This is a genomic window from Klenkia terrae, from assembly GCF_037083865.1.
GTDB lineage: Bacteria > Actinomycetota > Actinomycetes > Mycobacteriales > Geodermatophilaceae > Klenkia > Klenkia terrae.
In genome coordinates, this window is sequence record NZ_JBAPLV010000005.1 from 135,922 (window position 1) to 161,224 (window position 25,303).

At 74.9% G+C, this 25,303-nt stretch carries 28 protein-coding genes; 9 read left to right on the top strand and 19 right to left on the bottom strand.

Annotated features, from left to right (window positions below; translation table 11 throughout):
* Nucleotides 1-2 precede the first annotated feature (2 nt).
* A complete protein-coding gene (ybaK, locus tag UXQ13_RS07110) occupies nucleotides 3-479 on the bottom strand; it encodes a Cys-tRNA(Pro) deacylase (protein ID WP_336392070.1) in 477 nt (158 codons plus the stop codon).
* 209 nt (nucleotides 480-688) lie between these two features.
* On the opposite strand from ybaK, the gene UXQ13_RS07115 reads away from it, so the two are divergent.
* Both UXQ13_RS07115 and rsrA read left to right on the top strand, forming a co-directional pair.
* A complete protein-coding gene (locus UXQ13_RS07115) occupies nucleotides 689-1,387 on the top strand; it encodes a sigma-70 family RNA polymerase sigma factor (protein WP_336392071.1) in 699 nt (232 codons plus the stop codon).
* Nucleotides 1,384-1,692, top strand: a complete 309-nt coding sequence (rsrA, locus tag UXQ13_RS07120; RefSeq protein ID WP_225234771.1) for a mycothiol system anti-sigma-R factor — start codon at nucleotides 1,384-1,386, stop codon at nucleotides 1,690-1,692. The genes UXQ13_RS07115 and rsrA overlap by 4 nt, the downstream gene beginning before the upstream one ends.
* 68 nt (nucleotides 1,693-1,760) lie before the next feature.
* Here the strand turns inward: rsrA and UXQ13_RS23615 are convergent, their stop codons facing one another.
* Nucleotides 1,761-1,835, bottom strand: a complete 75-nt coding sequence (locus UXQ13_RS23615; RefSeq protein WP_014742531.1) for a 50S ribosomal protein bL37 — start codon at nucleotides 1,833-1,835, stop codon at nucleotides 1,761-1,763.
* 215 nt (nucleotides 1,836-2,050) lie between these two features.
* On the opposite strand from UXQ13_RS23615, the gene UXQ13_RS07125 reads away from it, so the two are divergent.
* Genes UXQ13_RS07125 through UXQ13_RS07135 form a run of 3 tightly spaced genes read left to right on the top strand, consistent with a single transcriptional unit; the run spans nucleotide 2,051 to nucleotide 4,861 of the window.
* Nucleotides 2,051-3,082 (top strand): biotin carboxylase N-terminal domain-containing protein, encoded by a 1,032-nt coding sequence (locus UXQ13_RS07125; protein WP_336392072.1) that lies wholly within the window; start codon nucleotides 2,051-2,053, stop codon nucleotides 3,080-3,082.
* A gap of 52 nt (nucleotides 3,083-3,134) precedes the next feature.
* Nucleotides 3,135-3,356, top strand: coding sequence for a biotin/lipoyl-binding carrier protein (locus tag UXQ13_RS07130; RefSeq protein ID WP_091242349.1), 222 nt, complete (start codon nucleotides 3,135-3,137; stop codon nucleotides 3,354-3,356).
* A gap of 14 nt (nucleotides 3,357-3,370) precedes the next feature.
* A complete protein-coding gene (locus tag UXQ13_RS07135) occupies nucleotides 3,371-4,861 on the top strand; it encodes a sensor histidine kinase (protein ID WP_336392073.1) in 1,491 nt (496 codons plus the stop codon).
* Between the two features lie 108 nt (nucleotides 4,862-4,969).
* Here UXQ13_RS07135 and UXQ13_RS07140 read toward each other — a convergent pair whose 3' ends face one another.
* Both UXQ13_RS07140 and UXQ13_RS07145 read right to left on the bottom strand, forming a co-directional pair.
* Nucleotides 4,970-5,320 (bottom strand): WhiB family transcriptional regulator, encoded by a 351-nt coding sequence (locus UXQ13_RS07140; protein ID WP_455428559.1) that lies wholly within the window; start codon nucleotides 5,318-5,320, stop codon nucleotides 4,970-4,972.
* A 196-nt stretch (nucleotides 5,321-5,516) separates the two neighbouring features.
* Nucleotides 5,517-6,491: a diacylglycerol/lipid kinase family protein gene (locus UXQ13_RS07145; protein WP_336392074.1), complete on the bottom strand. Its 975-nt coding sequence runs from the start codon at nucleotides 6,489-6,491 to the stop codon at nucleotides 5,517-5,519.
* 49 nt (nucleotides 6,492-6,540) lie between these two features.
* On the opposite strand from UXQ13_RS07145, the gene UXQ13_RS07150 reads away from it, so the two are divergent.
* On the top strand, nucleotides 6,541-7,020 hold the full coding sequence (locus UXQ13_RS07150; RefSeq protein WP_336392075.1) for a hypothetical protein: 480 nt from the start codon (nucleotides 6,541-6,543) through the stop codon (nucleotides 7,018-7,020).
* A 10-nt stretch (nucleotides 7,021-7,030) separates the two neighbouring features.
* Here UXQ13_RS07150 and UXQ13_RS07155 read toward each other — a convergent pair whose 3' ends face one another.
* From UXQ13_RS07155 to sodN, 6 genes are all read right to left on the bottom strand, one after another.
* Nucleotides 7,031-7,810, bottom strand: coding sequence for an HAD-IIA family hydrolase (locus UXQ13_RS07155; RefSeq protein ID WP_225234776.1), 780 nt, complete (start codon nucleotides 7,808-7,810; stop codon nucleotides 7,031-7,033).
* A complete protein-coding gene (locus UXQ13_RS07160; protein ID WP_336392076.1) occupies nucleotides 7,807-8,295 on the bottom strand; it encodes a GNAT family N-acetyltransferase in 489 nt (162 codons plus the stop codon). Before UXQ13_RS07160 ends, UXQ13_RS07155 begins: the two co-directional genes overlap by 4 nt.
* Complete coding sequence (gene pssA, locus UXQ13_RS07165; RefSeq protein WP_336392077.1) at nucleotides 8,292-9,098, bottom strand: CDP-diacylglycerol--serine O-phosphatidyltransferase; 807 nt, start codon at nucleotides 9,096-9,098, stop codon at nucleotides 8,292-8,294. The genes UXQ13_RS07160 and pssA overlap by 4 nt, the downstream gene beginning before the upstream one ends.
* Nucleotides 9,095-9,787 carry a phosphatidylserine decarboxylase gene (locus UXQ13_RS07170; protein ID WP_225234779.1) on the bottom strand — a complete coding sequence of 231 codons (693 nt, stop codon included), beginning with the start codon at nucleotides 9,785-9,787 and terminating at the stop codon, nucleotides 9,095-9,097. The genes pssA and UXQ13_RS07170 overlap by 4 nt, the downstream gene beginning before the upstream one ends.
* A gap of 41 nt (nucleotides 9,788-9,828) precedes the next feature.
* Nucleotides 9,829-11,061 carry a PP2C family protein-serine/threonine phosphatase gene (locus tag UXQ13_RS07175; RefSeq protein ID WP_336392078.1) on the bottom strand — a complete coding sequence of 411 codons (1,233 nt, stop codon included), beginning with the start codon at nucleotides 11,059-11,061 and terminating at the stop codon, nucleotides 9,829-9,831.
* A gap of 77 nt (nucleotides 11,062-11,138) precedes the next feature.
* Nucleotides 11,139-11,543 (bottom strand): superoxide dismutase, Ni, encoded by a 405-nt coding sequence (gene sodN, locus UXQ13_RS07180; RefSeq protein ID WP_091242375.1) that lies wholly within the window; start codon nucleotides 11,541-11,543, stop codon nucleotides 11,139-11,141.
* 86 nt (nucleotides 11,544-11,629) lie between these two features.
* Between sodN and UXQ13_RS07185 the strand changes: the two genes are divergently transcribed.
* Both UXQ13_RS07185 and UXQ13_RS07190 read left to right on the top strand, forming a co-directional pair.
* On the top strand, nucleotides 11,630-11,962 hold the full coding sequence (locus tag UXQ13_RS07185) for a S26 family signal peptidase (protein WP_336392079.1): 333 nt from the start codon (nucleotides 11,630-11,632) through the stop codon (nucleotides 11,960-11,962).
* A 62-nt stretch (nucleotides 11,963-12,024) separates the two neighbouring features.
* Entirely contained in the window at nucleotides 12,025-13,200 is a 1,176-nt protein-coding gene (locus tag UXQ13_RS07190) for an NAD(P)-dependent malic enzyme (protein WP_336392080.1), read from the top strand.
* 1 nt (nucleotide 13,201) lies between these two features.
* On the opposite strand, the gene UXQ13_RS07195 is transcribed toward UXQ13_RS07190, so the two are convergent.
* The 9 genes from UXQ13_RS07195 to UXQ13_RS07235 form a co-directional block, all read right to left on the bottom strand.
* Nucleotides 13,202-13,906: a metal-dependent hydrolase gene (locus UXQ13_RS07195; protein ID WP_336392081.1), complete on the bottom strand. Its 705-nt coding sequence runs from the start codon at nucleotides 13,904-13,906 to the stop codon at nucleotides 13,202-13,204.
* 46 nt (nucleotides 13,907-13,952) lie between these two features.
* Complete coding sequence (locus UXQ13_RS07200) at nucleotides 13,953-15,392, bottom strand: pyridoxal phosphate-dependent decarboxylase family protein (RefSeq protein WP_336392082.1); 1,440 nt, start codon at nucleotides 15,390-15,392, stop codon at nucleotides 13,953-13,955.
* Nucleotides 15,389-16,720 carry an MFS transporter gene (locus UXQ13_RS07205; protein ID WP_336392083.1) on the bottom strand — a complete coding sequence of 444 codons (1,332 nt, stop codon included), beginning with the start codon at nucleotides 16,718-16,720 and terminating at the stop codon, nucleotides 15,389-15,391. The genes UXQ13_RS07200 and UXQ13_RS07205 overlap by 4 nt, the downstream gene beginning before the upstream one ends.
* A gap of 11 nt (nucleotides 16,721-16,731) precedes the next feature.
* Complete coding sequence (locus UXQ13_RS07210; protein ID WP_336392084.1) at nucleotides 16,732-17,907, bottom strand: multidrug effflux MFS transporter; 1,176 nt, start codon at nucleotides 17,905-17,907, stop codon at nucleotides 16,732-16,734.
* 22 nt (nucleotides 17,908-17,929) lie between these two features.
* Nucleotides 17,930-18,115, bottom strand: a complete 186-nt coding sequence (locus UXQ13_RS07215; RefSeq protein WP_225234787.1) for a DUF6104 family protein — start codon at nucleotides 18,113-18,115, stop codon at nucleotides 17,930-17,932.
* 5 nt (nucleotides 18,116-18,120) lie between these two features.
* Nucleotides 18,121-21,942 carry a multifunctional oxoglutarate decarboxylase/oxoglutarate dehydrogenase thiamine pyrophosphate-binding subunit/dihydrolipoyllysine-residue succinyltransferase subunit gene (locus tag UXQ13_RS07220; protein WP_419146485.1) on the bottom strand — a complete coding sequence of 1,274 codons (3,822 nt, stop codon included), beginning with the start codon at nucleotides 21,940-21,942 and terminating at the stop codon, nucleotides 18,121-18,123.
* A 130-nt stretch (nucleotides 21,943-22,072) separates the two neighbouring features.
* Nucleotides 22,073-22,924, bottom strand: a complete 852-nt coding sequence (locus tag UXQ13_RS07225) for an ankyrin repeat domain-containing protein (protein WP_225234789.1) — start codon at nucleotides 22,922-22,924, stop codon at nucleotides 22,073-22,075.
* Between the two features lie 63 nt (nucleotides 22,925-22,987).
* Complete coding sequence (locus UXQ13_RS07230) at nucleotides 22,988-23,737, bottom strand: ABC transporter permease (protein WP_225234790.1); 750 nt, start codon at nucleotides 23,735-23,737, stop codon at nucleotides 22,988-22,990.
* Nucleotides 23,734-24,747, bottom strand: coding sequence for an ABC transporter ATP-binding protein (locus tag UXQ13_RS07235; protein WP_336392086.1), 1,014 nt, complete (start codon nucleotides 24,745-24,747; stop codon nucleotides 23,734-23,736). The genes UXQ13_RS07230 and UXQ13_RS07235 overlap by 4 nt, the downstream gene beginning before the upstream one ends.
* Nucleotides 24,748-24,832: 85 nt before the next feature.
* Here UXQ13_RS07235 and UXQ13_RS07240 point away from each other — a divergent pair, with 85 nt between their 5' ends.
* Entirely contained in the window at nucleotides 24,833-25,291 is a 459-nt protein-coding gene (locus UXQ13_RS07240; RefSeq protein WP_225234792.1) for a universal stress protein, read from the top strand.
* Nucleotides 25,292-25,303 lie beyond the last annotated feature (12 nt).

The window sequence follows — 25,303 nt, forward strand, 5'->3', positions numbered from 1 at the left end:
GCTCAGCGGCCGACGTCGGCGGTGGTCGCCCGGGTCAGCGCCACCAGGTCGGCGGGGGACAGCTCGACCTGCAGCCCCCGCCGGCCGCCGCTGACCAGCACGGTGGCGAACCCGAGCGCGGAGGAGTCCACGACGGTGGGCAGCGCCCTGCGCTGGCCCAGCGGGCTGATGCCCCCGCGGACGTAGCCGCTGCTGCGCTCGGCGTCGGCCGGGTCGGCCATCGCCGCCTTCCGGCCGCCCACCGCGGCGGCCAGCGCCTTGAGGTCCAGCTGGCCCGCGACCGGGACCACCGCCACGGTCAGCGCGCCGTCCACCCGGGCCACCAGGGTCTTGAAGACCTGCGCCGGGTCCGACCCCAGCGCCGCGACCGCCGCCTCCCCGAAACCGACGCCGTCGGGGTGGTCGTCGGGGTCGTAGGTGTGCAGGACGTGGGCCACCCGGGCCTGGACCAGCACCCGCACCGCAGGGGTCGCCGCCATGACCGGACACCCTAGGGAGGGGGAATGCCGCAGCGGGCGGGGGTCTTGTAGAGGGCGTGACCAGCTCCTCCGCACCGACCCGGGCCCGACGGCCCGCGACGTCCCCGGACGTCGTCGTCACCCGTCGACCGCCCGGCCGACCGGTGGCCGCCCGGCTAGGATCGTCCGACGTGGTGTCCCGTCTGCGGGCGCCGCAGAGAGGACGGCCGGTGCCCGACGAGAGCACGGAAGACACGACCGCGGCGGTGCCCGCGGTGCCGGTGGTGGCCGAGACCCCCGAGGCGCGGGCCGACGGCAGCCGCAGCGAGCAGACCGAGACCCGGACCCAGCGCGACGCCCGCTTCGAGCGCGACGCCCTGCCCTTCCTGGACCAGCTGTACCCGGCGGCCCTGCGGATGACCCGGAACCCGGCCGACGCCGAAGACCTGGTGCAGGAGGCCTTCGTGAAGGCCTACTCCGCGTTCCACCAGTTCGCCGAGGGCACGAACCTCAAGGCCTGGCTGTACCGGATCCTGACCAACACCTACATCAACAACTACCGCAAGAAGCAGCGGCAGCCGCAGCAGTACCCCACCGACCAGGTGCAGGACTGGCAGCTGTTCGCCGCCGAGGAGCACAGCTCCAGCGGTCTGCGGTCGGCGGAGATGGAGGCGCTGGACCACCTCCCCGACACCGACATCAAGGACGCCCTCCAGCAGCTGCCGGAGGACTTCCGGCTGGCCGTCTACCTGGCCGACGTCGAGGGGTTCGCCTACAAGGAGATCGCCGAGATCATGGGCACGCCCATCGGCACGGTGATGTCCCGGCTGCACCGCGGACGACGCGGGCTGCAGAAGCTGCTGGCCGGCTACGCCCGCGAGCGCGGGTTCGCCCGGGCGGGGGCGTTCGAGGAGGGATCGGCATCGTGAGCGACAGCGAGATCACCAGCTGCGACGACGTGCTCACCCACGTCTTCGAGTTCCTGGACCACGAGACCGGCGACGCCCGGCGCGCGGTCATCGCCGAGCACCTCGAGGACTGCTCGCCGTGCCTGCGCGAGTTCGGCATCGAGCAGGAGTTCAAGGCCCTGGTGCGCAACCGCTGCGGCGGTGACCCCACGCCGATGGGGCTCAAGGACCGGATCAAGATGCAGCTGACCCAGGTGTCGTTCGAGGAGAACGGCACCACGGTCACCGTCGAGCAGGTCACGGTCGACCGCACCACGGAGCGGTAGCACCAGCGCATCCCGCACGACAGAGGGCCCGGACGACGTCGTCGTCCGGGCCCTCTCTGCGACCGCACCTAGGCGTTGGGCCGCTTGCCGTGGTTGGCGCCGCTCTTCTTGCGGGCGCGCCGCTTGCGTCCACGCTTGGACATCGCTGCCCTCCTCTCCTCGCGGGGGTCCCGAGGTCCTCGGGCTCCGGCCGTCCAGGGTCTCACGAGCCCTGGTCGGGCTGCCGGCCCGCGCGCCGGACGGCGCACCGACGAGCAGTGGTCCAGGGTGTGCGGGACCCAGGTCGGGGCATGGACCGGGGGAGCACGGGGGATCCGTCCCCCGGCGGGCAGGTCGACGCAGGACGAGGGGGCGCGCTGTGGCGGACACCGGCGGGACGGGCATCGGGAGCGTCCTGGTGGCGGGGCGGGGGCCGATGGCGTGCGCCGTCATCCGGGCCGCGGAGGCGCTCGGGGTCAAGACGGTGGCCGTGCACTCGGCCAGCGAGCGCGACGCCCGGCACGTGCGGCTGGCCGACGACGCGGTGTGGCTGGGGCCCGCGCCGGCGGCGGAGTCCTACCTGTCGGTCCCGCGGCTGGTGGAGGCCGCCCGCCGCAGCGGGGTGGACGCGGTGCTGCCCGTCCCGCCGGCGCTGGCCGGCAACGTCGAGCTGGCGTCGGCCGTGGTCGCCGCCGGGCTGACCTGGGTCGGCCCGTCCGCCGCCGTCCTCGAGCGGCTGGGCGGGGACGGCGCCGAGCCGGCCAGCGAGCAGGGCTTCCTGGCCGTCGTCACCGCCGAGGGCCTGCGGTACGTGACCCCCGTCCGCCGCGACCGGGACGCCGGCACCGCCCGGGTGTCCTGGACGCCGGTGGGCTGGCCGGCCGCCGGTGCCCCCGACCTGCCGCGCGCGGCCCGGCGGCTGGCCGAGGTGGGCTGGCGGGGCCTGGTCACGGTGGGCATCGACCCCGACGGCGCGCTGGCCGAGGTGTCCGCGGGCTTCTCCCTGGACCTCGCAGTCCTGGAGCGGGCGCACGGCGTGGACGCCGTCGACCTCGCGCTGCGCTGCGCGACCGGTCGGCTGCGGGCCGGTACCAGCACCCCGCCGCGGCCGGCCGTGGTCGCCCAGCTGCGGGCCACGTTGCCGCCCGGGGTGGCCGGGCGGGTCACCGGCCGGCTGCCCGACCTGCCCGGCCCGGTCGACGCCGAGGTGGTGGCGGTGGGCGGCTACGCCCCCGGCGACCGGGTGGACGGCTGGTACGACGCCCTGCTGGCCACGGTGAGCGCCGGCGGACCGGACACCCGGACCGCGGCGGGCCGGGTGGCCGACGTCCTCACCGGGCTGCCCGAGACCGGCGTGCCGCACGACGGGGCGGCGGTGTGCCAGGTCCTGCACCACCTGGCGGCGGACTGACCGGGTGGTTGGATGGTGCCGACATCCGCACGCTGCACGAGGAGGTCCGCCGGTGGCGGTCGAGGAGATCCACGCCGAGATGGTCTCCAGCGTCTGGAAGGTGCTGGTCGCCCCCGGCGCCGAGGTCGCGGCCGGTGACACGCTGGTGATCCTGGAGTCCATGAAGATGGAGATCCCGGTGCTGACCGAGCGGGCGGGCACCGTCACCGAGCTGCACGTGGTGGAGGGCGAGGTCCTCCAGGAGGGCGACCTCATCGCCACCGTCACCGCCTGAGCCCGGGGCCGCAGGTGACGCCGCCGCGCAGCAGCCTGTCCGACCGGCTCTCCCGCGCACCGGCGGTCAGCCCCTCCCAGGCCGACCACGCCCGCCGGCTGGTGGCCGACTGGCAGCTGCTCGCCGACCTGTCCTTCGCCGACCTCACCCTCTGGGTGCCGCTGGCCGGCGGCGCGTGGTGGTGCGTGGCCCAGGTCCGCCCGCTGACCGCGCCGACCACCCAGCCCGAGGACCTCGTCGGCATCGAGGTCCAGGGCGAGGCCGCGGGCTCCTTCGTCGAGGTGCACCAGGGCGGCCGGTCGGTGGTCGAGGAGCCCGACGGGTCGGGGTCGGCACCGCGCCGCCGGGAGGTGCTGCCCGTGCGGCACGAGGGCGCGGTGGTCGCGGTGCTCGCCCGGGACACCCGGATCTCGGCCACCCGGCCGCCGTCGGAGCTGGAGCTGACCTACCTGGACATCGCGGCCGAGCTCGGCCAGATGGTCTCCGCGGGCACCTTCCCGCCCCGCATGCTCGAGGACGCCGAGATGAGCCCGCGGGTGGGCGACGGCCTGGTCCGGCTGGACGGCGCGGGCCGGGCGGTCTACGCCAGCCCCAACGCGCTGTCGGCCTACCGGCGGATGGGCCTGACCGGGGACGTCGTCGGGGCCGACCTGGCCGAGCTGACCCGCCGGACGGCGACCGACCGGGTGGTGGGCGAGGTGGTCGCCGCGCACATCGCCGCCGCCGTGGCCGGCCGGTTCCCCGACCCGCTGGACGTCGAGGGCCAGGCCGCCACGATGCTGGTGCGCGCGCTGCCCCTGCAGGCGCCCGGCGGCGAGCACGGCGCGCTGGTGCTGGTCCGCGACGTCACCGACGTCCGGCGCCGCGACCGGGCGCTGATGACCAAGGACGCGACCATCCGGGAGATCCACCACCGGGTGAAGAACAACCTGCAGACCGTCGCGGCGCTGCTGCGCCTGCAGGCCCGCCGGGTGGCCGAGCCCGCGGCGCGCGACGCACTGCTGGAGGCGGTCCGCCGGGTGGCGTCGATCGCGGTGGTCCACGAGACCCTGGCCGGCAGCCGGGAGGACGTCGTCGACGTCGACGAGGTGCTCGACCAGGTGCTGCCCATGCTGGGCGACGTGGCGTCGGTGGGTCCCTCGGCGGTGATCCGGCGGACCGGCCGGTTCGGCGAGCTGCCCGCGGTCAACGCGACCCCGCTGGTGCTGGCGGTGACCGAGCTGCTGCACAACGCGGTCGAGCACGCCTTCGTCGACGGCCCCGCCGGCAGCATCGAGCTGGTCGCCGAGCGCGACGGCCACGACCTGGTGGTCCGGATCGCCGACGACGGGCGCGGCCTGCCCCCGGGGTTCGACGCCACGGCCAGCCGGGGGCTCGGCCTGCAGATCGTGTCGACGTTGGTCACCAGCGAGCTGCACGGCCGGCTGGCGATCAGCGCGCCGCCGGAGGGCCCGGGCACCCTCGTGGTCCTCGAGCTGCCCGGTGCCGGCCGCGCCCGCCGCTGACGCACCCTGCAGCCGCGCGTGCCGAGGACGTACTTCCCCCGGACGCACACGGAGCCGGTCACCACGTCGTGGTGACCGGCTCCGGGGTCGGTGCGGGGGCGCGTCGGGTCAGGTGCGGACGCGGGCGCGCTGGGTGCGGCGCTTGAGGGCGCGGCGCTCGTCCTCGGAGAGCCCACCCCAGACGCCGGAGTCCTGGCCGGAGGTGAGTGCCCACTCGAGGCAGGACTGCACCACCGGACAGCGGTGGCACACAGCCTTGGCCTGCTCGATCTGGGTGACCGCAGGGCCCGTCGTCCCGATCGGGAAGAAGAGCTCGGGGTCCTCGTCCCGGCAGAGGGCGCGGTGGCGCCAGTCCATGTCGGTGTGCTCCTCGGTGTCGTCTACGGTGTGCCCGGACCCCGGTGCCGGCGTGAGCCGGTCCTGGTCGGCCGACGACGGCTGGATCGCCGTCGGCGGCACATCGCACGCTGGTGTTACCAGCGGGTTGCGTTCGTGGTCGATCGTTTCACGCGACGGGGAGCTGTCAAGCAGTTCAGCCGCTCGCCATCCCTCCGTATGAGCAACCTCACCACGCCACTACCAGGTCCGCCACCCCGGCGGGCCACCGGGTACCCCGCGCAGCTGTCAGCAGCCTGACCGTGGGCTGCCGTGCGGATCAGACGACGACGTCCAGGGCGTCGGGGACGCCGCGCACCCGCAGGGCCGTCGCCGGGCCGAGGTGGTCACCGTCGAGCTGCCACTCCTGCGGGCGGCTCGACGTCACCTCCAGCTCGGCCAGGTCGTGCCGCCGGTGCACCCGCCGGCCCGCGGCGTGCGGGCGGTCCGACATCGCGGTGCGCAGCGTGCCCAGCATCGACACCGCACCGACCCGGCCCATCGCGAACGCCGCCAGCCCGGTGTCGAAGTCGGCCTCGGGGCTCGGCGCGATCGGGCGGGCGCCGAGGTAGGTCCACGGGTTGACGTTGGCGACCAGGCAGAGGAACAGGTCGGCCACCGGCGGCTGGCCCGGGACCCGCAGCGTCATCGATGGGCGGCGGCGGTCGGGCCCCAGCAGGAAGGCCCGGGTGCCGGCGCGCACGTACAGGCTGCCGGTGGAGCGCCGGCCGCGGGCCCGCTGCTCCTCGACCCGGCGGATCACGTCGGCGTCGAACCCGAGGCCGGCGGAGAAGACGAACCACCGCGGCGCGGTCCACCCCGGTCCCCACGCGATGTCGGTCTCGGTGGCGACCTGCGCGCTCGCCGTCCCCAGCGAGATCCGGCGGGTCCGCCCGGCCCGCAGCGACTCCAGGATCTCCGCGGTGGCCTCCACCGGGTCCCGGGAGCGGCCCAGCGCCCGGGCGACGACGTTGGTCGACCCGCCCGGGACGACGGCGAGGGTGGGCACGTGCGCGCCGGGGCCGTCGGCGAGCATGCCGTTGACCGTCTCGTTGACGGTGCCGTCGCCCCCGAGGGTGACCACGACGTCCACGCCGTCCGCGGTGGCCTGCGCCCCCAGCTCGTGGGCGTGGCCCCGGTGGGTGGTCTCGGCGACGTCGACCTTGAGGTCGCTGGACAGCGCCCGGACCAGGACGTCGCGGACCTTCGCGGTGGTGGTCGTCGCCGCCGGGTTGGTCACCAGGAGCGCGCGCATGACCCCGACAGTAGCCAGCGGGGCGGGGCGCCCCGCGTAGCCTCGGGCCGTGGCAGCAGGTGGGCAGGACCCCGGTGGCCGGCGGTGGACCGAGCGGCTGCTGGGCGGCACCGCCCGCGAGTCCGCCCCCCGGCCGGCCCGGGCGCCCGCGGACGCCGCACCCCGCGCGGTGCGCCTGGCGGCGCTGCTGGTGGGCCTGGAGGCCGCCGCGACGCTCGTGGTGGCCGGCGTCGTGCTCTGGCTGACGCTGACCGGCGACCCCGACAGCGTCGGCCGGGCGCTGGCCGAGGTGGTCTACGTGCTGCTGGGTGCCGGGGCGCTGGCCGCGGGCGCCGGCGGGCTGCGCCGGGTGGCCGGCTGGGCGCGCGGGCCGGTGGTCGTGCTGCAGGTGCTGCTGGGCGCGCTGGGCTACGTGACCGCGTTCGAGGCCGACCGCCCGCTGCTGGGCCTGCCGGTGCTCGCCTGCGTGGCCGGGGTGTGCTGGTTCCTGGCCACCCCCGAGGCCCGGCTGGCGTACTCCGACCGCTGAGGGTCCGTCCTCAGACCAGGTCGATGACGTCGGCGATGGAGTCGACGACCCGGCTGGGCCGGAAGGGGAATCGGGACACGTCCTCGGCCCGGGTGGAGCCGGTCAGCACGAGCACCGTCTCCAGGCCGGCCTCGATGCCCGCGACGATGTCGGTGTCCATCCGGTCGCCGATCATCGTGGTGGACTCCGAGTGTCCGTCGATCCGGTTCAGGGCCGAGCGGAACATCATCGGGTTGGGCTTGCCGACGAAGTAGGGCTCGGCACCGGTGGCCTTGGTGATCAGCGCGGCGACCGACCCGGTGGCCGGCAGCGAGCCCTCGGGCGAGGGGCCGGTGACGTCGGGGTTGGTGGCGATGAAGCGCGCCCCGGCCTCCACCAGGCGGATGGCCCGGGTGATCGCCTCGAAGCTGTACGTGCGGGTCTCGCCGAGCACCACGTAGTCCGGCTCGGTGTCGGTGATGGTGTAGCCGGCCTCGTGCAGCGCGGTGGTCAGCCCGGCCTCGCCGACGACGTAGGCCGAGCCGCCGGGCAGCTGGGCAGCCAGGAAGTCCGCCGTGGCCAGCGCCGAGGTCCAGATGGCTCCCTCGGGCACGTGCAGGCCCGAGCGCTGCAGCCGGGCGGCGAGGTCGCGCGGGGTGAAGATCGAGTTGTTGGTGAGCACCAGGAAGCGCCGCTCCCGGTCGACCAGCCGCTGCAGGAAGTCCGCGGCACCGGGCAGGGCCAGGCCCTCGTGCACCAGGACGCCGTCCATGTCGGTCAGCCAGCACTCGCTCGGCCTGCGCTCGCTCACGTCGTCGTCCTCTCCCGGGCGAACTCGGTCAGTGCGGTGTCGGTCAGCCGGAAGACCGACCAGCCCTCCTGCGGGCGGGCGCCGGCGGCGCGGTAGAACTCCACGGCGGGGGTGTTCCAGTCCAGCACCGACCACTCCAGCCGGGCGTAGCCGCGGTCCACGCACAGGGCGGCCAGCGTGCGCAGCAGCTCGCGGCCCAGGCCGGTGCCGCGCTGGGCGGGGGAGACGTAGAGGTCCTCCAGGTGCACCCCGTGCGTGCCGCGCCAGGTGGAGAAGCTCAGGAACCACAGCGCGAACCCGACGACGGTGCCCTCGTCGTCCACCGCGACGTGGCCGAACAGCGCGGGGGAGTCGCCGAACAGGGCGGTGTGCAGCTGGGCCGAGGTCATCCGCGCCTCGTCCAGGCTGCGCTCGTACTCGGCGAGCTCGCGGACCAGGGCGACGACGGCGTCGACGTCGCCCGGCCCGACCGGTCGCACCGTCACGACAGCAGCTCCTTGACCCGGGCCGGCACCAGCCGCCCCAGCGGGGACACCACCGGCACCAGCAGGGGGGAGAGGAGGTAGCCGTAGGCCACCACGCAGAAGGTCAGCACCGGTACCGTGGCCAGGCCGACGGCGATCAGCACGGCGGCGGTGACCAGACCGTAGGGGCGCCGGCTCTTCGGGCTGACCAGCGACCGGAACGACCGCCAGCGGATCGTGGAGATCATCAGCAGCCCGGGGACCAGGACGACCAGCAGCACCCACAGCCGGTCGCGGCCCTCCAGGACGTCGGAGAAGGCGAACACGCTGGCCATCACCACCCCGGCCGCGCCGGGGCTCGGCAGGCCGACGAAGAACCGCTTGTCGGCCGTCGGGTCGACGGTGGTGTTGAACCGGGCGAGCCGGATCGCCGCGCAGGCCACCCACACGAAGCAGGCGATCCACCCCAGCGGGTCGAAGCCGTCACGGCCGGCGGAGAACAGCGCGAAGGTCAGCAACGACGGCGCCAGGCCGAAGGACACCAGGTCGGCGAGGGAGTCGAACTGCAGGCCGAAGGGGGAGACGGCGCCGACGATCCGGGCCACCGCGCCGTCGGCGATGTCCAGGACCACCGAGGCGCCGATCAGCACGCAGGCCAGGCCGTACTGGCCGCGGAAGGCCACCAGGATCGCGGCGAACCCGCACAGCATGTTGCCCAGCGTGAACAGGCTGGGCAGCCACGAGCGGGCCCGGCTGCGGCCCCGGCGGGAGGAGCTGCGGACGAACTCGACCGTCTGCGTCCGCCGCGTGCCCTCGCGGGTCACGGTCTCCCGCCGTCGCTCGAGGTGCCCCAGCGGGCGATGACCGTCTCGCCGCCCCGGACCCGCTGGCCCTTGGTGACCGCCAGCACGGCGTCGGCGGGCAGGAAGACGTCCATCCGCGAGCCGAACTTCATCAGGCCCATCCGCTCGCCGGTGGCCAGCTGCGCGCCCGGGCCGGTGCGGGTGACGATGCGGCGGGCGAGCACGCCGACGAGCTGCCGGAAGACCACGGTGCGGTCCCCGTCGGCCAGCCAGATCTCGCTGCGCTCGTTGCGGTGCGCGCTCTCGGCCCGGTAGGCGGCCAGGAAGCTGCCGGGGGTGTAGCTGCTGCTGGTGACCGTGCCGCGGTAGGGCGACCGGTTCACGTGCACGTCGACCACCGACAGGAAGATGCTGACCTGCTGCCAGCCGCCCTCGGGGGCCGGCTCGGGGGCGACGCCCTCCTGCGCGGGGCCGGCGACCATCACCATGCCGTCGGCGGGGGAGACCACGTCGTCGCCGCCGACGGGGGCGGTGTCGCAGCTGCGCTGCGGGTCCCGGAAGAACAGCGCCATGTAGGCGGACAGGCCGACCAGTGGCCAGGCCGCCAGCCGCGCGCCGCGCGCACCGGTCACCCGACCCAGCACCCCCAGGGCGACCGCCGGGGCGAGCGGGACGGTGATGAAGGGCCAGCCGGCCCGGTCGATGCGCATCGAGGTCCGAGGCTACCGGGACCGCGGCCCGGCGGTCCGCTTCACCGGGAGGCGTGACCGGCGCTGGCGCCGTTGTCGCTCTCCCGGAGGCGTGACTCGCCGCCGTACCAGTCCAGGCAGACCACGGTGGCGTCGTCGCCGAGCTCGGTGTCCGAGGACGCGACCACGGCGGCGCCCAGGGCGTGCACCAGCTGCCGGGGGTGCATCGCCGCGGTGCCGGACAGCACGGTGCCGATGTCGACGGCCTCGGCCTCGCGCTCGAGCATGCCGTCGGTGAGGAGGACGAGGCGGTCCCCGGGCAGCAGCTGGACCTCCTGCACGCGGTACCCCCGATCGGGCTCGACCCCGAAGGGGAGGTCGACCAGCAGCTCGACCTCCTCCACGACGCCGTCGCGCAGCCGCAGCGGAAGGGGGTGCCCGGCGTTCACGATCCGGGCGATGCCCGTCGCCAGGTCCACCTCCAGCACCTGGCCGGTGACGAACTGCCCCGGCGGCAGGTGCCGCTCGACCGACTCGCTGGCGACCCGGGCCTGGGTGCGGAGGTCCGAACCCGCCCGGCGCTCGTTGCGCAGGCTGCCCACCAGCAGGGTCGCCAGCAGGGACGCCGCGACGTCGTGGCCCACGGCGTCGGTGATCGACACCCGCAGCTGGTGCCGGTCCAGCGACCAGTCGAAGGTGTCGCCGCCCACGGTCGCGGCCGGTTCCAGCCAGCCCGACACGGTGAACTGCCCGGCCTCGCAGGTGAAGGAGGCGGGCAGCAGCCGGCGCTGGATCTCCGCGGCCAGGGAGAACGGCGTCGTCCGCTGGCCCCACTCGAAGAGGTCGGTGTGCCGCCGGTTGGCGATCAGCACGTAGGCCAGCGCATGACCGGCGGCCGCGACGTCGGCGAGCACCTGGGTGTCGGGCTCGACGGGCAGCACCAGCTCGAGCACGCCGAGCGCGTCGCCGCGGTCGGTGACCGGGACCAGCACGCGGCTGCCGGTGTCGAGGTCGACGACCGCGGCCCGCTGGGTGCGCAGCACCTCGCCGTAGTCGCTGCCCTCCAGGGGGACGGTGTCGGCGCTGTCCGTGCCCGACCTGCGGGTCGCGGTGCCGGCGGGCGTGACCGTGCCCAGCCGGACCAGGGCGTGCCCGGAGAAGTCGGCGATGAGGAAGGAGACGGCCCGGGCGCCCAGCGCGGCGGACAGCTCGGCCGCCACCACCATGACGGCGTCCACCGGGGCCGCGGCCTCGACCCGCTCCAGCAGGGCGCGCAGGTCAAGACGTGAGCTCACTGGGCCACCTGGTCCGGGGGAGAGAAGGGCGATGCCGGGCCGCCCCGTGGGGCGACCCGGCATCGGTCGTGCAGGGATCAGGCCGCGGCCTTGGTCTCCCAGAAGATCGTGTCGATCTCGGCGATGTAGTCCAGCAGCTTCTGGCCCTCGGCGGGGTCCACGGACTGCTTGGCACCGGAGGCACCGGCCTGCTTGGTGGCCTTGTTGAACAGCTCGTGCAGCTGCGGGTACTTCTCGAAGTGCGGGGGCTTGAAGTAGTCGGTCCACAGCACCCACAGGTGGTGCTTGACCAGGTCGGCCCGCTGCTCCTTGATGATGAGCGCGCGCGTCTTGAACACCTCGTCGTCGCTGCCCTGGTACTTCTCCTGCAGGGCCTTGACCGACTCGGCCTCGATGCGTGCCTGGGCTGGGTCGTACACGCCGCAGGGGAGGTCGCAGTGCGCGGTGGCCTCCACGGCGGAGAACAGGCTGAACAGCCGCATGGGGTGTTCCTCCGTAGCTCGTGGGATGGGTCGTCTGGGACCCTACTCGCGCAGATCATCGCGGACACGTCGAGCGGAGGCCGGTGGTGACCGACGTCCCGCCACTGGCCACCCGGTGGGCCCTGGTGCGGGTGACCGGACCCTCGATGTCGCCGACCGTGCGGCACGGGGACCGGCTGCTGGCCGCCCGGGCGACCACCGCCCGGCCCGGGCAGGTGGTGCTCGCGCGGTTCCCCTCCCGGCCCGGCCTGCTGGTGGTCAAGCGGTGCGTCCGCGAGGTGCCCGGCGGGTGGTGGGTCGAGGGCGACAACGAGCTGGTGACCGACGACAGCCGGGCGTTCGGGCCGGCGGTCGTGGTGGGCCGGGTGCTGGCCCGGGTCGGCCCGCGGCCGGGGCGGTTGCCCGCTGCGCGTCGGTGAACCGGCTGTGACCTGGGTCGCTGCTCTACGCTCCCGGTCCCATGAGCTCAACGGAGAGTGTCATGCCCGGCTCGACCGACCGGTTCGCCGACGACCCCGCCTTCGCGGTGCACGAGGGCGGCAAGCTCTCGGTGCGCACCAAGGGTGCGATCACGTCGATCGAGGACCTCGCCCTGACCTACACCCCGGGTGTGGCCCGGGTGTCCAGCGCCATCGCCGCGGAGCCCGAGCTCGCCCGTCGCTTCACCTGGGCCCCGCGGGTGGTGGCCGTGGTGTCCGACGGCACCGCGGTGCTCGGCCTGGGCGACATCGGCCCGGCCGCCGCGCTGCCGGTCATGGAGGGCAAGGCCTGCCTGTTCCGCGAGTTCGCCGACCTGGACTCCGTGCCGATCGTGCTGTCGACCACCGACGTCGACGCGATCGTGGACACCGTGCTGGCGATCGCGCCGTCCTTCGGCGGGATCAACCTGGAGGACATCAGCGCGCCGCGCTGCTTCGAGGTCGAGGCCCGGCTGAAGGAGCGGCTGTCCATCCCGGTCATGCACGACGACCAGCACGGGACGGCGATCGTCGTCCTGGCTGCGCTGCGCAACGCGGCGAAGGTGGTCGGCCGACCGCTGTCGGACCTGCGGGTCGTGGTCTCCGGGGCGGGCGCCGCGGGGGTGGCGTGCACCAAGATCCTGCTCGAGGCCGGCATCGGCGAGATCGCCGTCGCGGACTCCCGAGGCCTGCTGCACGCCGGCCGCGAGGGCCTCACCGAGACCAAGCAGTGGCTGGTCGAGCACACCAACCCCACCGGGCGCACCGGCACGATGGTCGAGGCCCTCGTCGGCGCCGACGTCTACCTGGGGCTGTCGGGCGGGTCGGTGCCGGAGTCGGCGATCGCGGCGATGGCGCCGGGCTGCATCGTGTTCTCCCTGGCCAACCCCACGCCCGAGGTGGACCCGGAGATGGCCGCCCGGTACGCCGCGGTGGTGGCCACCGGGCGCAGCGACCTGGCCAACCAGATCAACAACGTGCTGGCGTTCCCCGGTGTCTTCCGCGGGGCGATCGACGCCGGCGCCACCGGCATCACCGAGGGCATGAAGCTGGCGGCCGCGACCGCCATCGCCGACGTGGTCGGCGACGACGTCCGGGCGGACTACATCGTGCCCTCGCCGCTGGACCGGCGGGTGGCCGAGGCCGTGGCCGCCGCGGTCGCCGCCGCGGCCCGCGCCGAGGGCGTCGTCCGCGGCTGACCTACCCGGCGGCGGTGAGTCCCTCGAGGACCGCCGCCGCCGGCAGGTTCAGCCACAGCAGCACCAGCGTCGCGACGACGAACGCCGGGACGAGCACCACCTTCTCGGTGAAGCCCCCGGTCCGCATCGGGGAGAACGCCACCGTCGCGCGCGGCCGCGCCAGCCAGACCAGCGGGACCGGGACGCCGCCGCAGGTCAGGAAGTCCCCGGCGATGTGCACCAGCACGCCCAGGGCCACCGCCCACGGCAGCCAGGTCGGCGAGGGGCTGTGCGCCAGCAGCAGCCAGGCCCCGCCCCAGGACAGCACCAGGTTGCCGACCACGGTCTCCTCGAACCGCCCCGGCACGACGACGTGCAGGGCACGCAGCGCGAGGCCGATGGCGAGCGCGAGCAGCAGCAGGGAGGCCCACGTCGCCTGCGCGGCGGCCAGCGCCAGTCCACCGGCGGCCAGCGGGGCGAGGAGGGCGTCGTGGGTGCCGTGCCGGTGCCCGCCGGTGACCTTGCCGACCAGCCCCGAGGGCACCTCGGTCAGCGGTCCCCACATGCGGGAGATGGTCGAGCCGCGCTGGTCGAGGTCGGGCAGCATCGCCATCCCGCCGACCGCGGCGACCCAGCCGAGCTGGGCGACGGTGCCCGTCAACGGTGCGACGGGCAGCGTCGCGGCGCCGACGGCGAGCCCGGACAGGGCGTGGGAGTGACCGAGCACCCACCCATGGTGACGCCCGGACCCCGCCGAGGCCGGGAGGGCGCGCTCAGCGGGTGGGGCGGTAGACCCGGTCCAGGACGCCGGTGAGCAGCCGCTCGGCCACCGGGCGGGGGAGCGCCGCGACCAGCGCGTGCACCGGTGCCATCCGGGCCGGCAGCGGACCGCCGTCCAGCCCGGCGAAGGCCAGCAGCCCGTCCACCTCGGCGACGGTGAGGGCGGCCGGGTCCAGCCCCTCGGCGGCCGCGACCAGGCCGGGGTCGGGCACCGGGGGCGGCAGCTGCACCGCGGCCCGCGCGGCGTCGGCCAGGTCGGCGAGCAGGGCGGGCACCCGGTCGGCGGTCGCGGCGGTGACGGTCAGGTGCAGCGTGGCCGGCAGCCGGGTGCCGTCGGGCTGGTCGAAGGGCGGCTGGGGCTGCAGCAGCCAACCACGGGCGGTCATCTCGTCGGCCAGGTGCAGCACGTCCAGCCCGTCCTCGCCGGCCAGCGCGACCAGCGTCGTGGCCGGTTCCCCGACCACCCGCACGCCGGGGACGGCGGCCAGCCCGGCCACCAGCTGCTCGGTCGCCGTCCGGGCAGCGCGGGCCAGCCGTCGGTAGCCCTCGGTGCCCAGCCAGCGGTGCACGGCCCAGGCCGCGGCCATCGGCCCGGCCGGGCGGGTGCCGGCCAGCGTCGGGTTGACCACCGGGTAGCCGGGCCAGCCGGCCGTGGCGTACCCGTGGCCGACCCGGAACTCCGGGTCGCCGGTGAGCAGCAGGGAGACGCCCTTGGGTGCGTAGCCGTACTTGTGCAGGTCCACCGACAGGCTGGTCACGCCGGGCACCGACAGGTCGAAGGGCGCGGGGTCGAGGAAGGGCAGCAGCCAGCCGCCGATGCAGGCGTCGACGTGGCAGGGCACCCCCGCCGCCCGGGCCAGCGCCGCCACCTCGGCCACCGGGTCCAGCACGCCGTGCGGGTAGGACGGCGCGGAGACCACCACCAGCGCGGTGCGGGTGGACAGCAGCTGCTCGACGTCCCCGGGCCGCACCCGGCAGGTGACCTGGTCGACCCCGACGTCCACGACCGCCAGGTCGAACAGGTGCGCGGCCTTGCGGAAGGCTGCGTGGGCCGTGACCGGCAGCAGCAGCTGCGGACGGCGGTCGTCGCCGGGGTGGGTGGCCCGCCAGCGGGTCCGGGCGGCGAGGACGGCGAGCAGGCAGCTCTCGGTGCCGCCGGAGGTCACCGTGCCGACCGCGGCCGGCCCGCCGCCCAGCAGCCCGAGCCCGGCGGCCACCAGGTCGTCCTCGACCCGGGCGACGCTCGGGAACGCGGTGGGGTCCAGGGCGTTCGTCCACTGGAACGCCGCCTGCGCGGCCGCGGCCAGGCCGTCGACCTCGGCCAGCCCCGAGTCGTAGACGTAGGCCATCGTGGCGCCGCCGTGGGTGGGCACGTCCTCGGCGGTCAGCGCGGTGAGCTCGGCGAGGACGTCTCGGGGGGTGCGGGGGGTCACGGGGCGGGCTCCAAGCGGTAGCGGGCGATCAGCGGCAGCGAGGCGAGCACGAGGGCGGCCGGCAGCAGGCTGAAGCCGAGCAGCACGGTGGTGTCGGCGGCCGCGGTCTGGGTGACGACGGCGTCCCCGACCGACGAGCGGTAGCCGGCCAGCGCGAGCAGCCCGCCGAGCAGGCCGGGCCCGACGGCCAGCCCGAGGGTCTCTGCCGCCGTCCAGACGCCGGTGAACACCCCGGCCCGGCGGCGGCCCGAGGCGGCCTCGTCGGCGGCGACCACGTCGGGCAGCATCGCCAGCGGGAACATCTGCAGGCCGGCGTAGCCGATGCCGACGACCACGACGAGGCCCAGCACCAGCGCGGTCCGGCCGGGTGCACCGAGGGACAGCCCGGCCGCGCCGACGGCGAAGACCGTGCCGGCGGCCAGCAGCCCGGTGCGCTTGCCCACCCGGCGGCCCAGCCGCAGCCACAGCGGCATGACCACGATCGCCGGCCCGATGAGCGCGGCGAACAGCAGCGTGCCGGCGGCCGGGTCGCCCAGCACCTGCCGCGCGTAGTACGGCACGCCGGCCAGCATCACGCCGATCCCCAGTGCCTGGACGACGAAGGCGGCCAGCAGCAGCCGGAACGGCCGGACCCGGGCGGCCACCCGGAGCGTGTCGCGCAGCCGGCCCTCGCTGTGCACCCGGGTGAGCGTGCGGGCCGACCGGGTGCCCACGACGGCGCCCAGCATCCCGACGGCGAGCAGCACCGCCACGAACCCGGCCATGGCCAGGTACCCGGCCCGGCCGCCGCCGGCCAGGTCGACCACGGCGGGGGCGCCGGCCCCGGCGAGCAGGATCCCCAGGGCCAGCGCGGCCACCCGCCAGGAGACCAGGGTGGACCGCTCACCGGGGTCCAGCGTGATCTCGGCGGGCTGGGCGACGTAGGGCACCTGGAACAGCCCGTACGCGGTGGCCGCGAGCAGGAACGCCACGGCGACCCAGGTGGCGGCCAGCCAGGTCGGGCCCCCGGGGCCGGCGAACACCAGCACGAACAACGGCGGCAGGGCGAGCCCGCCGGCCAGCATCCACGGCCGGCGGGGACCCCAGCGGTGCGTCGTCGAGTCCGAGCGGGCGCCGACCCACGGGTTGAGCAGGACGTCCCACGCCTTGGGGGCGAACACCACCAGCCCGGCGACGCCCGCACCCACGCTGAGGACGTCGGTGAGGTAGTACAGCAGCAGCAGACCCGGCACCGTGCCGAAGGCGGCGGTGCCGACCGAGCCGAGCGCGTAGCCCAGGTGGGTGCCGCGGCCCAGCGACGGCGCAGACGTGAGGGGGAGGCCGGTCACGCGGCTGGACGCTAGTCCGGCAGCGGTCGTGGCGGGGTCCCTGCGGCGCGCGGCACGCGGAGGCCGGCCACCAGCCCGAGGACCGATGCCCCGGCCATGACCGCGGCCATGGGCAGCAGCGCACCGGCGGCGCCGAGCCCGGCCAGCGGGGCGATCGCCCCGGCGACGGCGAACTGGCCCACCCCGACCAGCGCCGAGGCGGTGCCGGCGGCCCCAGCCGCGTCGGCCATGGCCAGCGCCGTGGCGTTGGGCAACACCAGCCCGGTGGCGGCGACCACGACGAAGAGCACCGGGAGCAGCACCGGCAGGCCGCCGTCGGCCAGGGCGGTGACCACCAGCCCGACGCCGCCGGCGACCTGGGCGGCCAGGCCGCCGACCAGCAGGGTGCGCGGGCCGAGCCGGGCGACCAGGACCCGGGACAGCTGGCCGGCCGCGACGATGCCGGCGCCGTTGACCGCGAACACCAGGCTGAACTGCACCGGGGTGAGCCCGTAGCCGGTCTGCAGCACGAACGAGGACGTGGAGATGTAGGTGAACAGCGCCGCGAACCCCAGGCCCTGGGCGAGCACGGCGGTGCGGAACGCTCGGCGGCCGACCAGCTCGCGGGTGGCTCGGACCGTCGCGCGGGCGCCACCGCGGACCCGGCGCTCCGCCGGCAGGGTCTCGGGCAGCCAGCGCGCGGCGACCAGCAGCACCAGCCCGATGAGCGCCAGCACGCCGAAGACCCCGCGCCAGTCGGTGACCCGCAGCAGCTGACCGCCCAGCACCGGGGCGAGCACGGGTGCGGCACCGCCGATGGAGGCCAGCAGGGCGAAGGCCCGGGCCGCCTCGGTGCCCTCGGTCCGGTCCCGGACGACGGCCCGGGCCAGCACGATGCCGGCCGCCCCGGCCAGTCCCTGCAGCAGCCGGATGCCCACCAGCAGCCACACCGAGGGCGCCAGCGCGCACAGCACCGAGGCCAGGGCGTACGCGCCGACGCCGACCAGCACCGGCACCTTGCGGCCGAACCGGTCCGACAGCGGGCCGGCCACCAGCTGTCCGACCGCCAGGCCGACCGCGACCGACGTCAGGGTGAGCTGGACCGCGCCCTGCCCGGCCCCGAACTCCGCCTCCAGCGAGGGCAGCGCCGGCAGGTAGAGGTCCATCGACAGCGGACCGAACGCCGACAGGGCCCCCAGCAGCACCATCGTGCTGCGGGTGAGGCGCTGGTCAGTCCTCGTCGGGGTCGTCCGTGCCGCCGCGCGCCAGCCAGGTGGCCAGCCGCTCGACCGGCACCTCGAAGTCGGGGTGCTGGTCGACGAAGGCCTGCAGCTGGTCACCCAGCCAGGCGAGGGAGACCTCCTCCTCGCCCCGGCGGGTGACCAGCTCCTCGATGCCGCGGTCGGTGAAGTACATGCCGACTACTGCGCGAAGGCGCGGGTGACCAGGTCCTTCTGCTCGGCCTCGTGGATCTTGGCCGACCCCACCGCGGGGCTGGCCGAGGCCTTGCGGCTGACCGCCGACAGCGTCTTCCCGGCCGGCAGCTCGGCGGGCAGGTTGACCGCCATGAACTGCCAGGCACCCATGTTGGCCGGCTCCTCCTGGACCCAGAACACCTCGCTGGCGTTCGGGTAGCGGTCCAGGGCCTCCACCAGCTCACCGGCCGGCAGCGGGTACAGCTGCTCGACCCGGAGCACGGCGACGTCGTCGATGCCCTGGGCCTCGCGGGCGGCCAGCAGGTCGTAGGAGACCTTGCCGCTGCACAGCAGCACGCGGCGCACGGCGCCGCCGTCCAGCGGGTCCCCGCCGACACCGGGGTCGGCCAGGACGGGGCGGAACCGCTCCTCGGTGAAGTCCTGCACCGCGCTGACCGCGGCCTTGGCGCGCAGCAGCGACTTGGGGGTGAAGACCACCAGCGGGCGGTGGGTGTCCGACAGCGCCTGGCGGCGGAGCAGGTGGAAGTAGTTCGCCGGGGTCGAGCAGTTGGCGACGGTCATGTTGTTCTCGGCGCACATCTGCAGGAAGCGCTCGGGCCGACCGCTGGAGTGGTCGGGACCCTGGCCCTCCAGGCCGTGCGGCAGCAGCAGCACGACGCCGGAGCGCTGGCCCCACTTGGCCTCGCCGGAGGAGATGAACTCGTCGATGATCAGCTGCGCGCCGTCGACGAAGTCGCCGAACTGCGCCTCCCACAGCACCAGGGCGTCCTTGCGGGCCACCGAGTAGCCGTACTCGAAGCCGAGCGCGGCGTACTCGCTGAGCAGCGAGTCGTAGACGAAGAACTTCGCCTGGTCCTCCGACAGGTTCGCGATCGGCGTGTACTCCTTGGCGTCCTCCCGGTCGATCAGGACCGAGTGGCGCTGCACGAAGGTGCCGCGGCGGGAGTCCTGGCCGGCCAGCCGGACCGGGACGCCCTGCATGAGCAGCGAGCCGAAGGCCAGCAGCTCGCCCATCGCCCAGTCGACGCCGCCCTCGCTGACCATCGCGGCCCGGCGCTCGAGCATCTTCTGCAGCTTCGGGTGGACGGTGAAGTCCTCCGGCAGCGAGACGTGCACGTCGCCGATGGCCTTGAGCACCTCGGGGGTGATGGCGGTCTTGGCCGACTCCGAGGGCCGCTGGTCCACCGGGCGGACCTGCTTGGAGGAGTCCTGCGCGTCGTGGGTCTCGGAGAACGCGCGCTCCAGCTGCCCGCGGTAGTCCTTGAGCGCCTCCTCGGCCTCGGCCAGGGTGATGTCGCCGCGACCGACCAGCGCCTCGGTGTACAGCTTCCGGACCGAGCGCTTGCGGTCGATGATGTCGTACATCAGCGGCTGGGTCATCGAGGGGTCGTCGCCCTCGTTGTGGCCCCGGCGGCGGTAGCAGACCAGGTCGACCACGACGTCCTTGCGGAAGGCCTGGCGGTAGTCCACGGCCAGCCGGGCCACCCGCACGCAGGCCTCCGGGTCGTCGCCGTTGACGTGGAAGACCGGTGCCCCGATCATCCGCGCGACGTCGGTGGAGTAGAGGCTGGAGCGGGCCGCGGCCGGGCTCGTGGTGAACCCGACCTGGTTGTTCACCACCACGTGCACGGTGCCGCCGGTGCGGTAGCCGCGCAGCTGGGACAGGTTGAGGGTCTCGGCGACCACGCCCTGGCCCGCGAACGCGCTGTCGCCGTGCAGCAGCACCGGCAGGACGGTGAAGCCGTGCTCGCCCTTGTCGATCATGTCCTGCTTGGCCCGCACGATGCCCTCGAGGACGGGGTTGACCGCCTCGAGGTGGCTGGGGTTCGACGTCAGCGACACGGTGATCCCGGCGTCCCGCGAGGGGTGCTGGAAGTGGCCGGTGGCGCCGAGGTGGTACTTCACGTCGCCGGAGCCCTGCACGGTGCCCGGGTCGATGTTGCCCTCGAACTCCCCGAAGATCTTCGAGTAGGGCTTGTGCAGCACGTTGGCCAGCACGTTCAGCCGGCCGCGGTGCGGCATGCCGATGGCGACCTCGTCGAGCTCGTACTCGGTGGAGGCCAGCAGCACCTCGTCCAGCAGCGGGATGACGGACTCACCGCCCTCGAGGGAGAACCGCTTCTGCCCGACGTACTTGGTCTGCAGGAAGGTCTCGAAGGCCTCGGCGGCGTTGAGCCGGCCCAGGACGTGCTTCTGCTTGTCCCGGTTCGGGGCGTCGTGCTTGACCTCGATGCGCATCTGGAGCCACTCGCGCTCCTCGGGGTCGGTGATGTGCATGTACTCGACGCCGACCGTGCGGCAGTAGGAGTTGCGGAGCACGCCCAGGACGTCGCGCAGCGGCATGACCTTCTCGCCGGCGAAGCCGCCGACCGGGAACTGCCGGTCGAGGTCCCACAGCGTGAGGCCGTGCTGGGTGATGTCCAGGTCGGGGTGGGTGCGGACCTTGAACTCGAGCGGGTCGGTGTCGGCCATCAGGTGGCCGTTGCGCCGGTAGGCCTCGATCAGCTCGACGACCCGGGCGCCCTTGTCGATCTGGCCCTCGTGGCGGACGGTGACGTCGGGGACCCAGCGGACCGGCTCGTAGGGGATCCGCAGCGAGGCGAAGATGCCGTCGTAGAACCCGTCCTCGCCCAGCAGCAGCCCGTGCAGCCGGCGCAGGAAGTCCCCGGACTGGGCGCCCTGGATGATCCGGTGGTCGTAGGTCGAGGTGAGCGTGATGGTCTTGGCGACCGCCAGGTCGGTGAGCGTCTCGGGGCTCATCCCCTGGAACTCGGCCGGGTAGTCCATCGCGCCGACGCCGACGATCGTGCCCTGGCCGGTGGTCAGGCGGGGCACGGAGTGGTTGGTGCCGACGGTGCCGGGGTTGGTCAGGCTGACCGTCGTCCCGGTGAAGTCGTCCATCGTCAGCTTGCCGCCGCGGGCCCGGCGGATGACGTCCTCGTAGGCGCCCCAGAAGGCGGCGAAGTCCATCTCCTCGGCGCCCTTGATGTTGGCGACCACGAGCGAGCGGGTGCCGTCGGGCTTGGGCAGGTCGATGGCCAGGCCGAAGTTGACGTGCTCGGGCTGGACCAGGTTCGGCTTGCCGTCGATCTCGGCGAACGCCGCGTTCATCTCCGGGAAGTCGTCCAGCGCCCGGACCAGCGCGTAGCCGATCAGGTGGGTGAAGGACACCTTGCCCCCGCGGGAGCGGGCCAGGTGGTTGTTGATCACGATGCGGTTGTCGACCAGCATCTTGGCCGGCACCGCCCGCACGCTGGTGGCCGTGGGCACCGTCAGCGAGGCGTTCATGTTCTTCACGACGCTGGCGGCGGCACCGCGCAGCACGGTCTGCTTCGGGCCGGACGTGGCGTCGGCGGCAGCGGCCTTCGGCGCGGGCCTGGCGGCCGGCTTCGGCGTGGACGGCGCGGCGGGGCGCTGGTCGGCGGCCTTCTCGGCGGCCTGGGCGACCACCGGGGCGGTGGCCTTCGGCTCGACCGGGGTGGCCCGGGGAGCCGGTGCCGGGGCGGCGGCCGGCGTGCCGGTGGTGCTGTGCCGGGTGGCCGAGGCCTCCGCGTCGGCCTGGGCGGGCTTCGCGGCCGGCTGCTGCTCGGGCTGCTGCGCCGCGGGCTCGGCCGGGGCGTCGGACTGCTCGGCGGCCTGGCCGGTGGGGGCGTAGTCGTCGAAGAAGTCGTGCCAGGCCTGGTCGACGCTCCCGGGGTCGGCGAGGTACTGCTGGTACATCTCCTCGACCAGCCACTCGTTGGTTCCGAATCCGCCGGCCGCGGTGGACGCGGTGGGGGAGGGCTGGGATGAGTTCACGCTTGACACGGGGTCGAGTGCCTTCTTCGTCTGTGGACGTCGTTGGACCGGTTGCCGATGCTACCGGCCGGGGGTGCGGTGGGCCGTGCCCAGGTGACGCGTGTGACGTGGTGCGGCTCACCTCGGGCCGGCCGAGGGGTCAGCCGGCGGTGCCGCCGCCCTCGAGGAGGTCGACCAGGGCGTCCTGCCCGGTGGGGGAGCCGTCGCCGCCGGCGCGGTCGCGGGCCGCGGCCACCCGGGCGATGTCCAGGGCGCTGGCGCCGTCGGAGGTGGTGGTCTCCACGTCCGCCCCGGCGGCCAGGAGCACCCGGACGACCTCGAGCCGCCCGCCGTCGGGCCCGGCGGCGACCGCGGCGTGCAGCGCGGTGTGCCCGGTGTCGGCGTCCCGGCGGTCGACCACGGCACCGGCGTCCAGCAGCAGGGAGACGATCTCGACCTGCCCGGCGCCGGCGGCCGCCCGCAGCGAGCCGTCGTCGGGGTCGGCGCCGCGGTCCAGCAGCAGGCGGACCGCCTCGACCGATCCGCCCAGGGCGGCGAACCCGAGCAGCGAGGTGTCGGCGTCGTCGTGGACGGCGGACTCCCCGGCGTCCAGCCGGGCGGTCAGCCGCGCGGTGTCCCCGAGGTAGGCCGCGGCCGCGCCGTCGGGCTCGGCACCGCGGGCCAGCAGCTGGTCGACCAGGCCGGGGGCGAACTCCAGCGCGACGTGCAGCGGGGTGCGGCCGTGCCCGGTGGTGGCCTCCAGGTCGGCCCCGGCGGCCAGCAGCAGCTCCACGACCTCGCCCTGGCCGGCGGCGACCGCGACGTGCAGCGGCGTCCAGCCGTCCTGGTCGGCGCGCTCGACGGTGCTGCCCAGCAGGCGCGGCTGGGCCTCGACCGCGGCGCGCACGGCGGCGGCGTCCCCGGCTTCGACCAGCCCCGCCAGGCGCTGCCCGGTCATCCGCAGGGCGCGCAGCTCGCCGGTGCTCGGGCCGGAGGGTGTCCGATCGGTCATCGCGTGGACCTCGTTCGCTCGTCGGTGGGTCTGCAGGTCGTCGCGGCGGGTCGTCGGGAGGGGTCAGACCACGTCGCGGCGGACGGCCAGGACGGTCCCCAGCACGGCGGCGACCAGACCGTAACCGAGCAGGAGCAGCCCGCCCTGCCAGGTCCCCAGCAGGTCGCCCGGTCCGTCGCCGGAGGTCAGCGCGGCGAGCGCGCCGCCGGGCAGGTAGGCGTAGGCGTCGGCCGTGGCGGGGACGCTGGCGATGATCGGCTCGACCACGAACAGGTAGACCAGCGCGCCCACGACGGCGCCCACCTGGTTGCGCACCAGGGCGCCCACCCCGACCCCGATGACGGCGTAGACGACCAGCGCGAGCCCGGAGCGCAGCAGCACGCCGGGGGCGTCCCCGCTCCAGTCCGGCGCGCCCCCCCGCGCGCTGCCGTAGACCGTGGCGACCAGGACGGTCACCGCGACGACGGCGACGGCGACCACCAGCCCGGCGACGGCGTAGGCCAGCAGCTTGGCCACCACCACCCGCCCCCGCTGCGGGCTGACCAGGAAGGTCGGGGTGGCGGTGCGGTGCCGGTACTCCTGGGTCATCCCGATGACGCCCAGGACCAGGGCGATCACCGCGACCTGCGCGGGGATGCCCGCGACGACGTCGGCGAACTCGGTGGTGCCGACCGGGGGCAGGCCGTTCTCGGCGCCGGCCAGCCCGGTGAACAGGGCGGTGAAGCCGCCGGCCATGAGGCAGGCGACGACCAGCAGCCAGAGGCCGACCCTGGTGCTGAGGAGCTTGGTCCACTCGGCGCGGACGAGGTTCACGCGACGCTCCCCGGGGTCGTGGCGGCGTACTGCTCGGCCCCGGCGGTGAGCCGGAAGTAGACCTCTTCCAGGCCGGAGGTGTGCGACCGCAGCTCGTGCAGCTCGACCCCGGCGGTGAATGCCCGTGCACCGACCTCGTCGGTGGTCAGCCCGGTGACGGTGAGCGCCCCCGGGCCGGTCGCCTCGACCACGGCGCCGGTGCCGGCGAGCGCGGCGGTCAGCTGCTCGGCGGCGGGGGTGCGGACCAGGACGGTGCCCGCGGACTCGCCGCGCAGCTCGTCCAGCGTGCCCTCGCGGACCAGCTTGCCCGCCCCCACGATGACCACCCGGTCGGCGGTCTGCTCCACCTCGGCCAGCAGGTGGGAGGAGATCAGCACGGTGCGGCCCTGGTCGTGGGCCAGGTGCCGGAGGAACCCGCGCAGCCACTGGATGCCCTCGGGGTCCAGCCCGTTGGCCGGCTCGTCGAGCACCAGAACCTGCGGGTCGCCCAGCAGGGCCGTGGCCAGGCCCAGCCGCTGGCGCATGCCCAGGGAGTAGTTGCCGGCCTTGCGCTTGCCGGCCGGGGCCAGGCCCACCTGGGCCAGCACCTCGTCGGCCCGCGAGGTCGGCAGACCGGCGGCGCGGCAGTAGACCCGCAGGTGGTCGCGGCCGGTGCGGCCGGGGTGGAAGGCCGTCTCCAGCACGGCGCCGACCTGGCGGGTCGGCTGGGGGAGCGCGGCGTAGGGCGTGCCGCCGATCGTCGTCGTCCCGCGGTCGGGGGTGATCAGGCCCAGGGCCATCCGCAGGGTGGTGGTCTTGCCGGCCCCGTTCGGGCCCAGGAAACCGGTCACCTGGCCGGGCTCCACGGTGAAGCTCAGGGAGTCCACGGCGGTGACCGAGCCGAAGGTCTTGGTCAGGTCGCGGACCTCGACGCGACCGTCGACCGGTCCGTCGACGGTGCTGCCGACCGCTGGCGGGCTGCTCGTGATGGAAGCCTCCTCGGTGGTCCCCCGTGGCGTGCTGCCATCCAACCGCACCCGGGCCGGACGGATTCGTCTGTGACCACTGGACACACCTGGCGCGCGGGCCGTCGTCCGGTCCGCTAGGTTCCGCTCCGTGACTGCCTATCGGACCGTCGTCGTCGGCACCGACGGCTCGGAGTCCTCGCTGCGCGCGGTGACCCGGGCCGGCGCCCTCGCAGGGGCCTGCGGGGCCACCCTGGTGATCGCCTGCGCCTACCTGCCGACCGATCCCGACGACCGGGACGTCCGCGGCGCCGCGGACGTGCTCAAGGACGAGGCCTACCAGGTGATGGGCTCCTCGCCCGCCGAGGAGACGGTGCGCACGGCGCACGAGCGGGCGTCGGCGGCCGGGGCCGGCGACGTCCGCACCGTCGCGGTGGTCGGGTCGCCGGTGGAGGCGCTGCTCGACGTGGTCAAGCGGGAGTCCGCCGACCTGCTGGTGGTGGGCAACCGCGGGCTGGCCGGGATCAAGGGGCGGCTGCTCGGGTCGGTCCCGGCCGACGCCACCCGCCGCTCGGCGGTCGACGTGCTCGTCGTCCACACCACGGACTGACCGGAGGGTCGA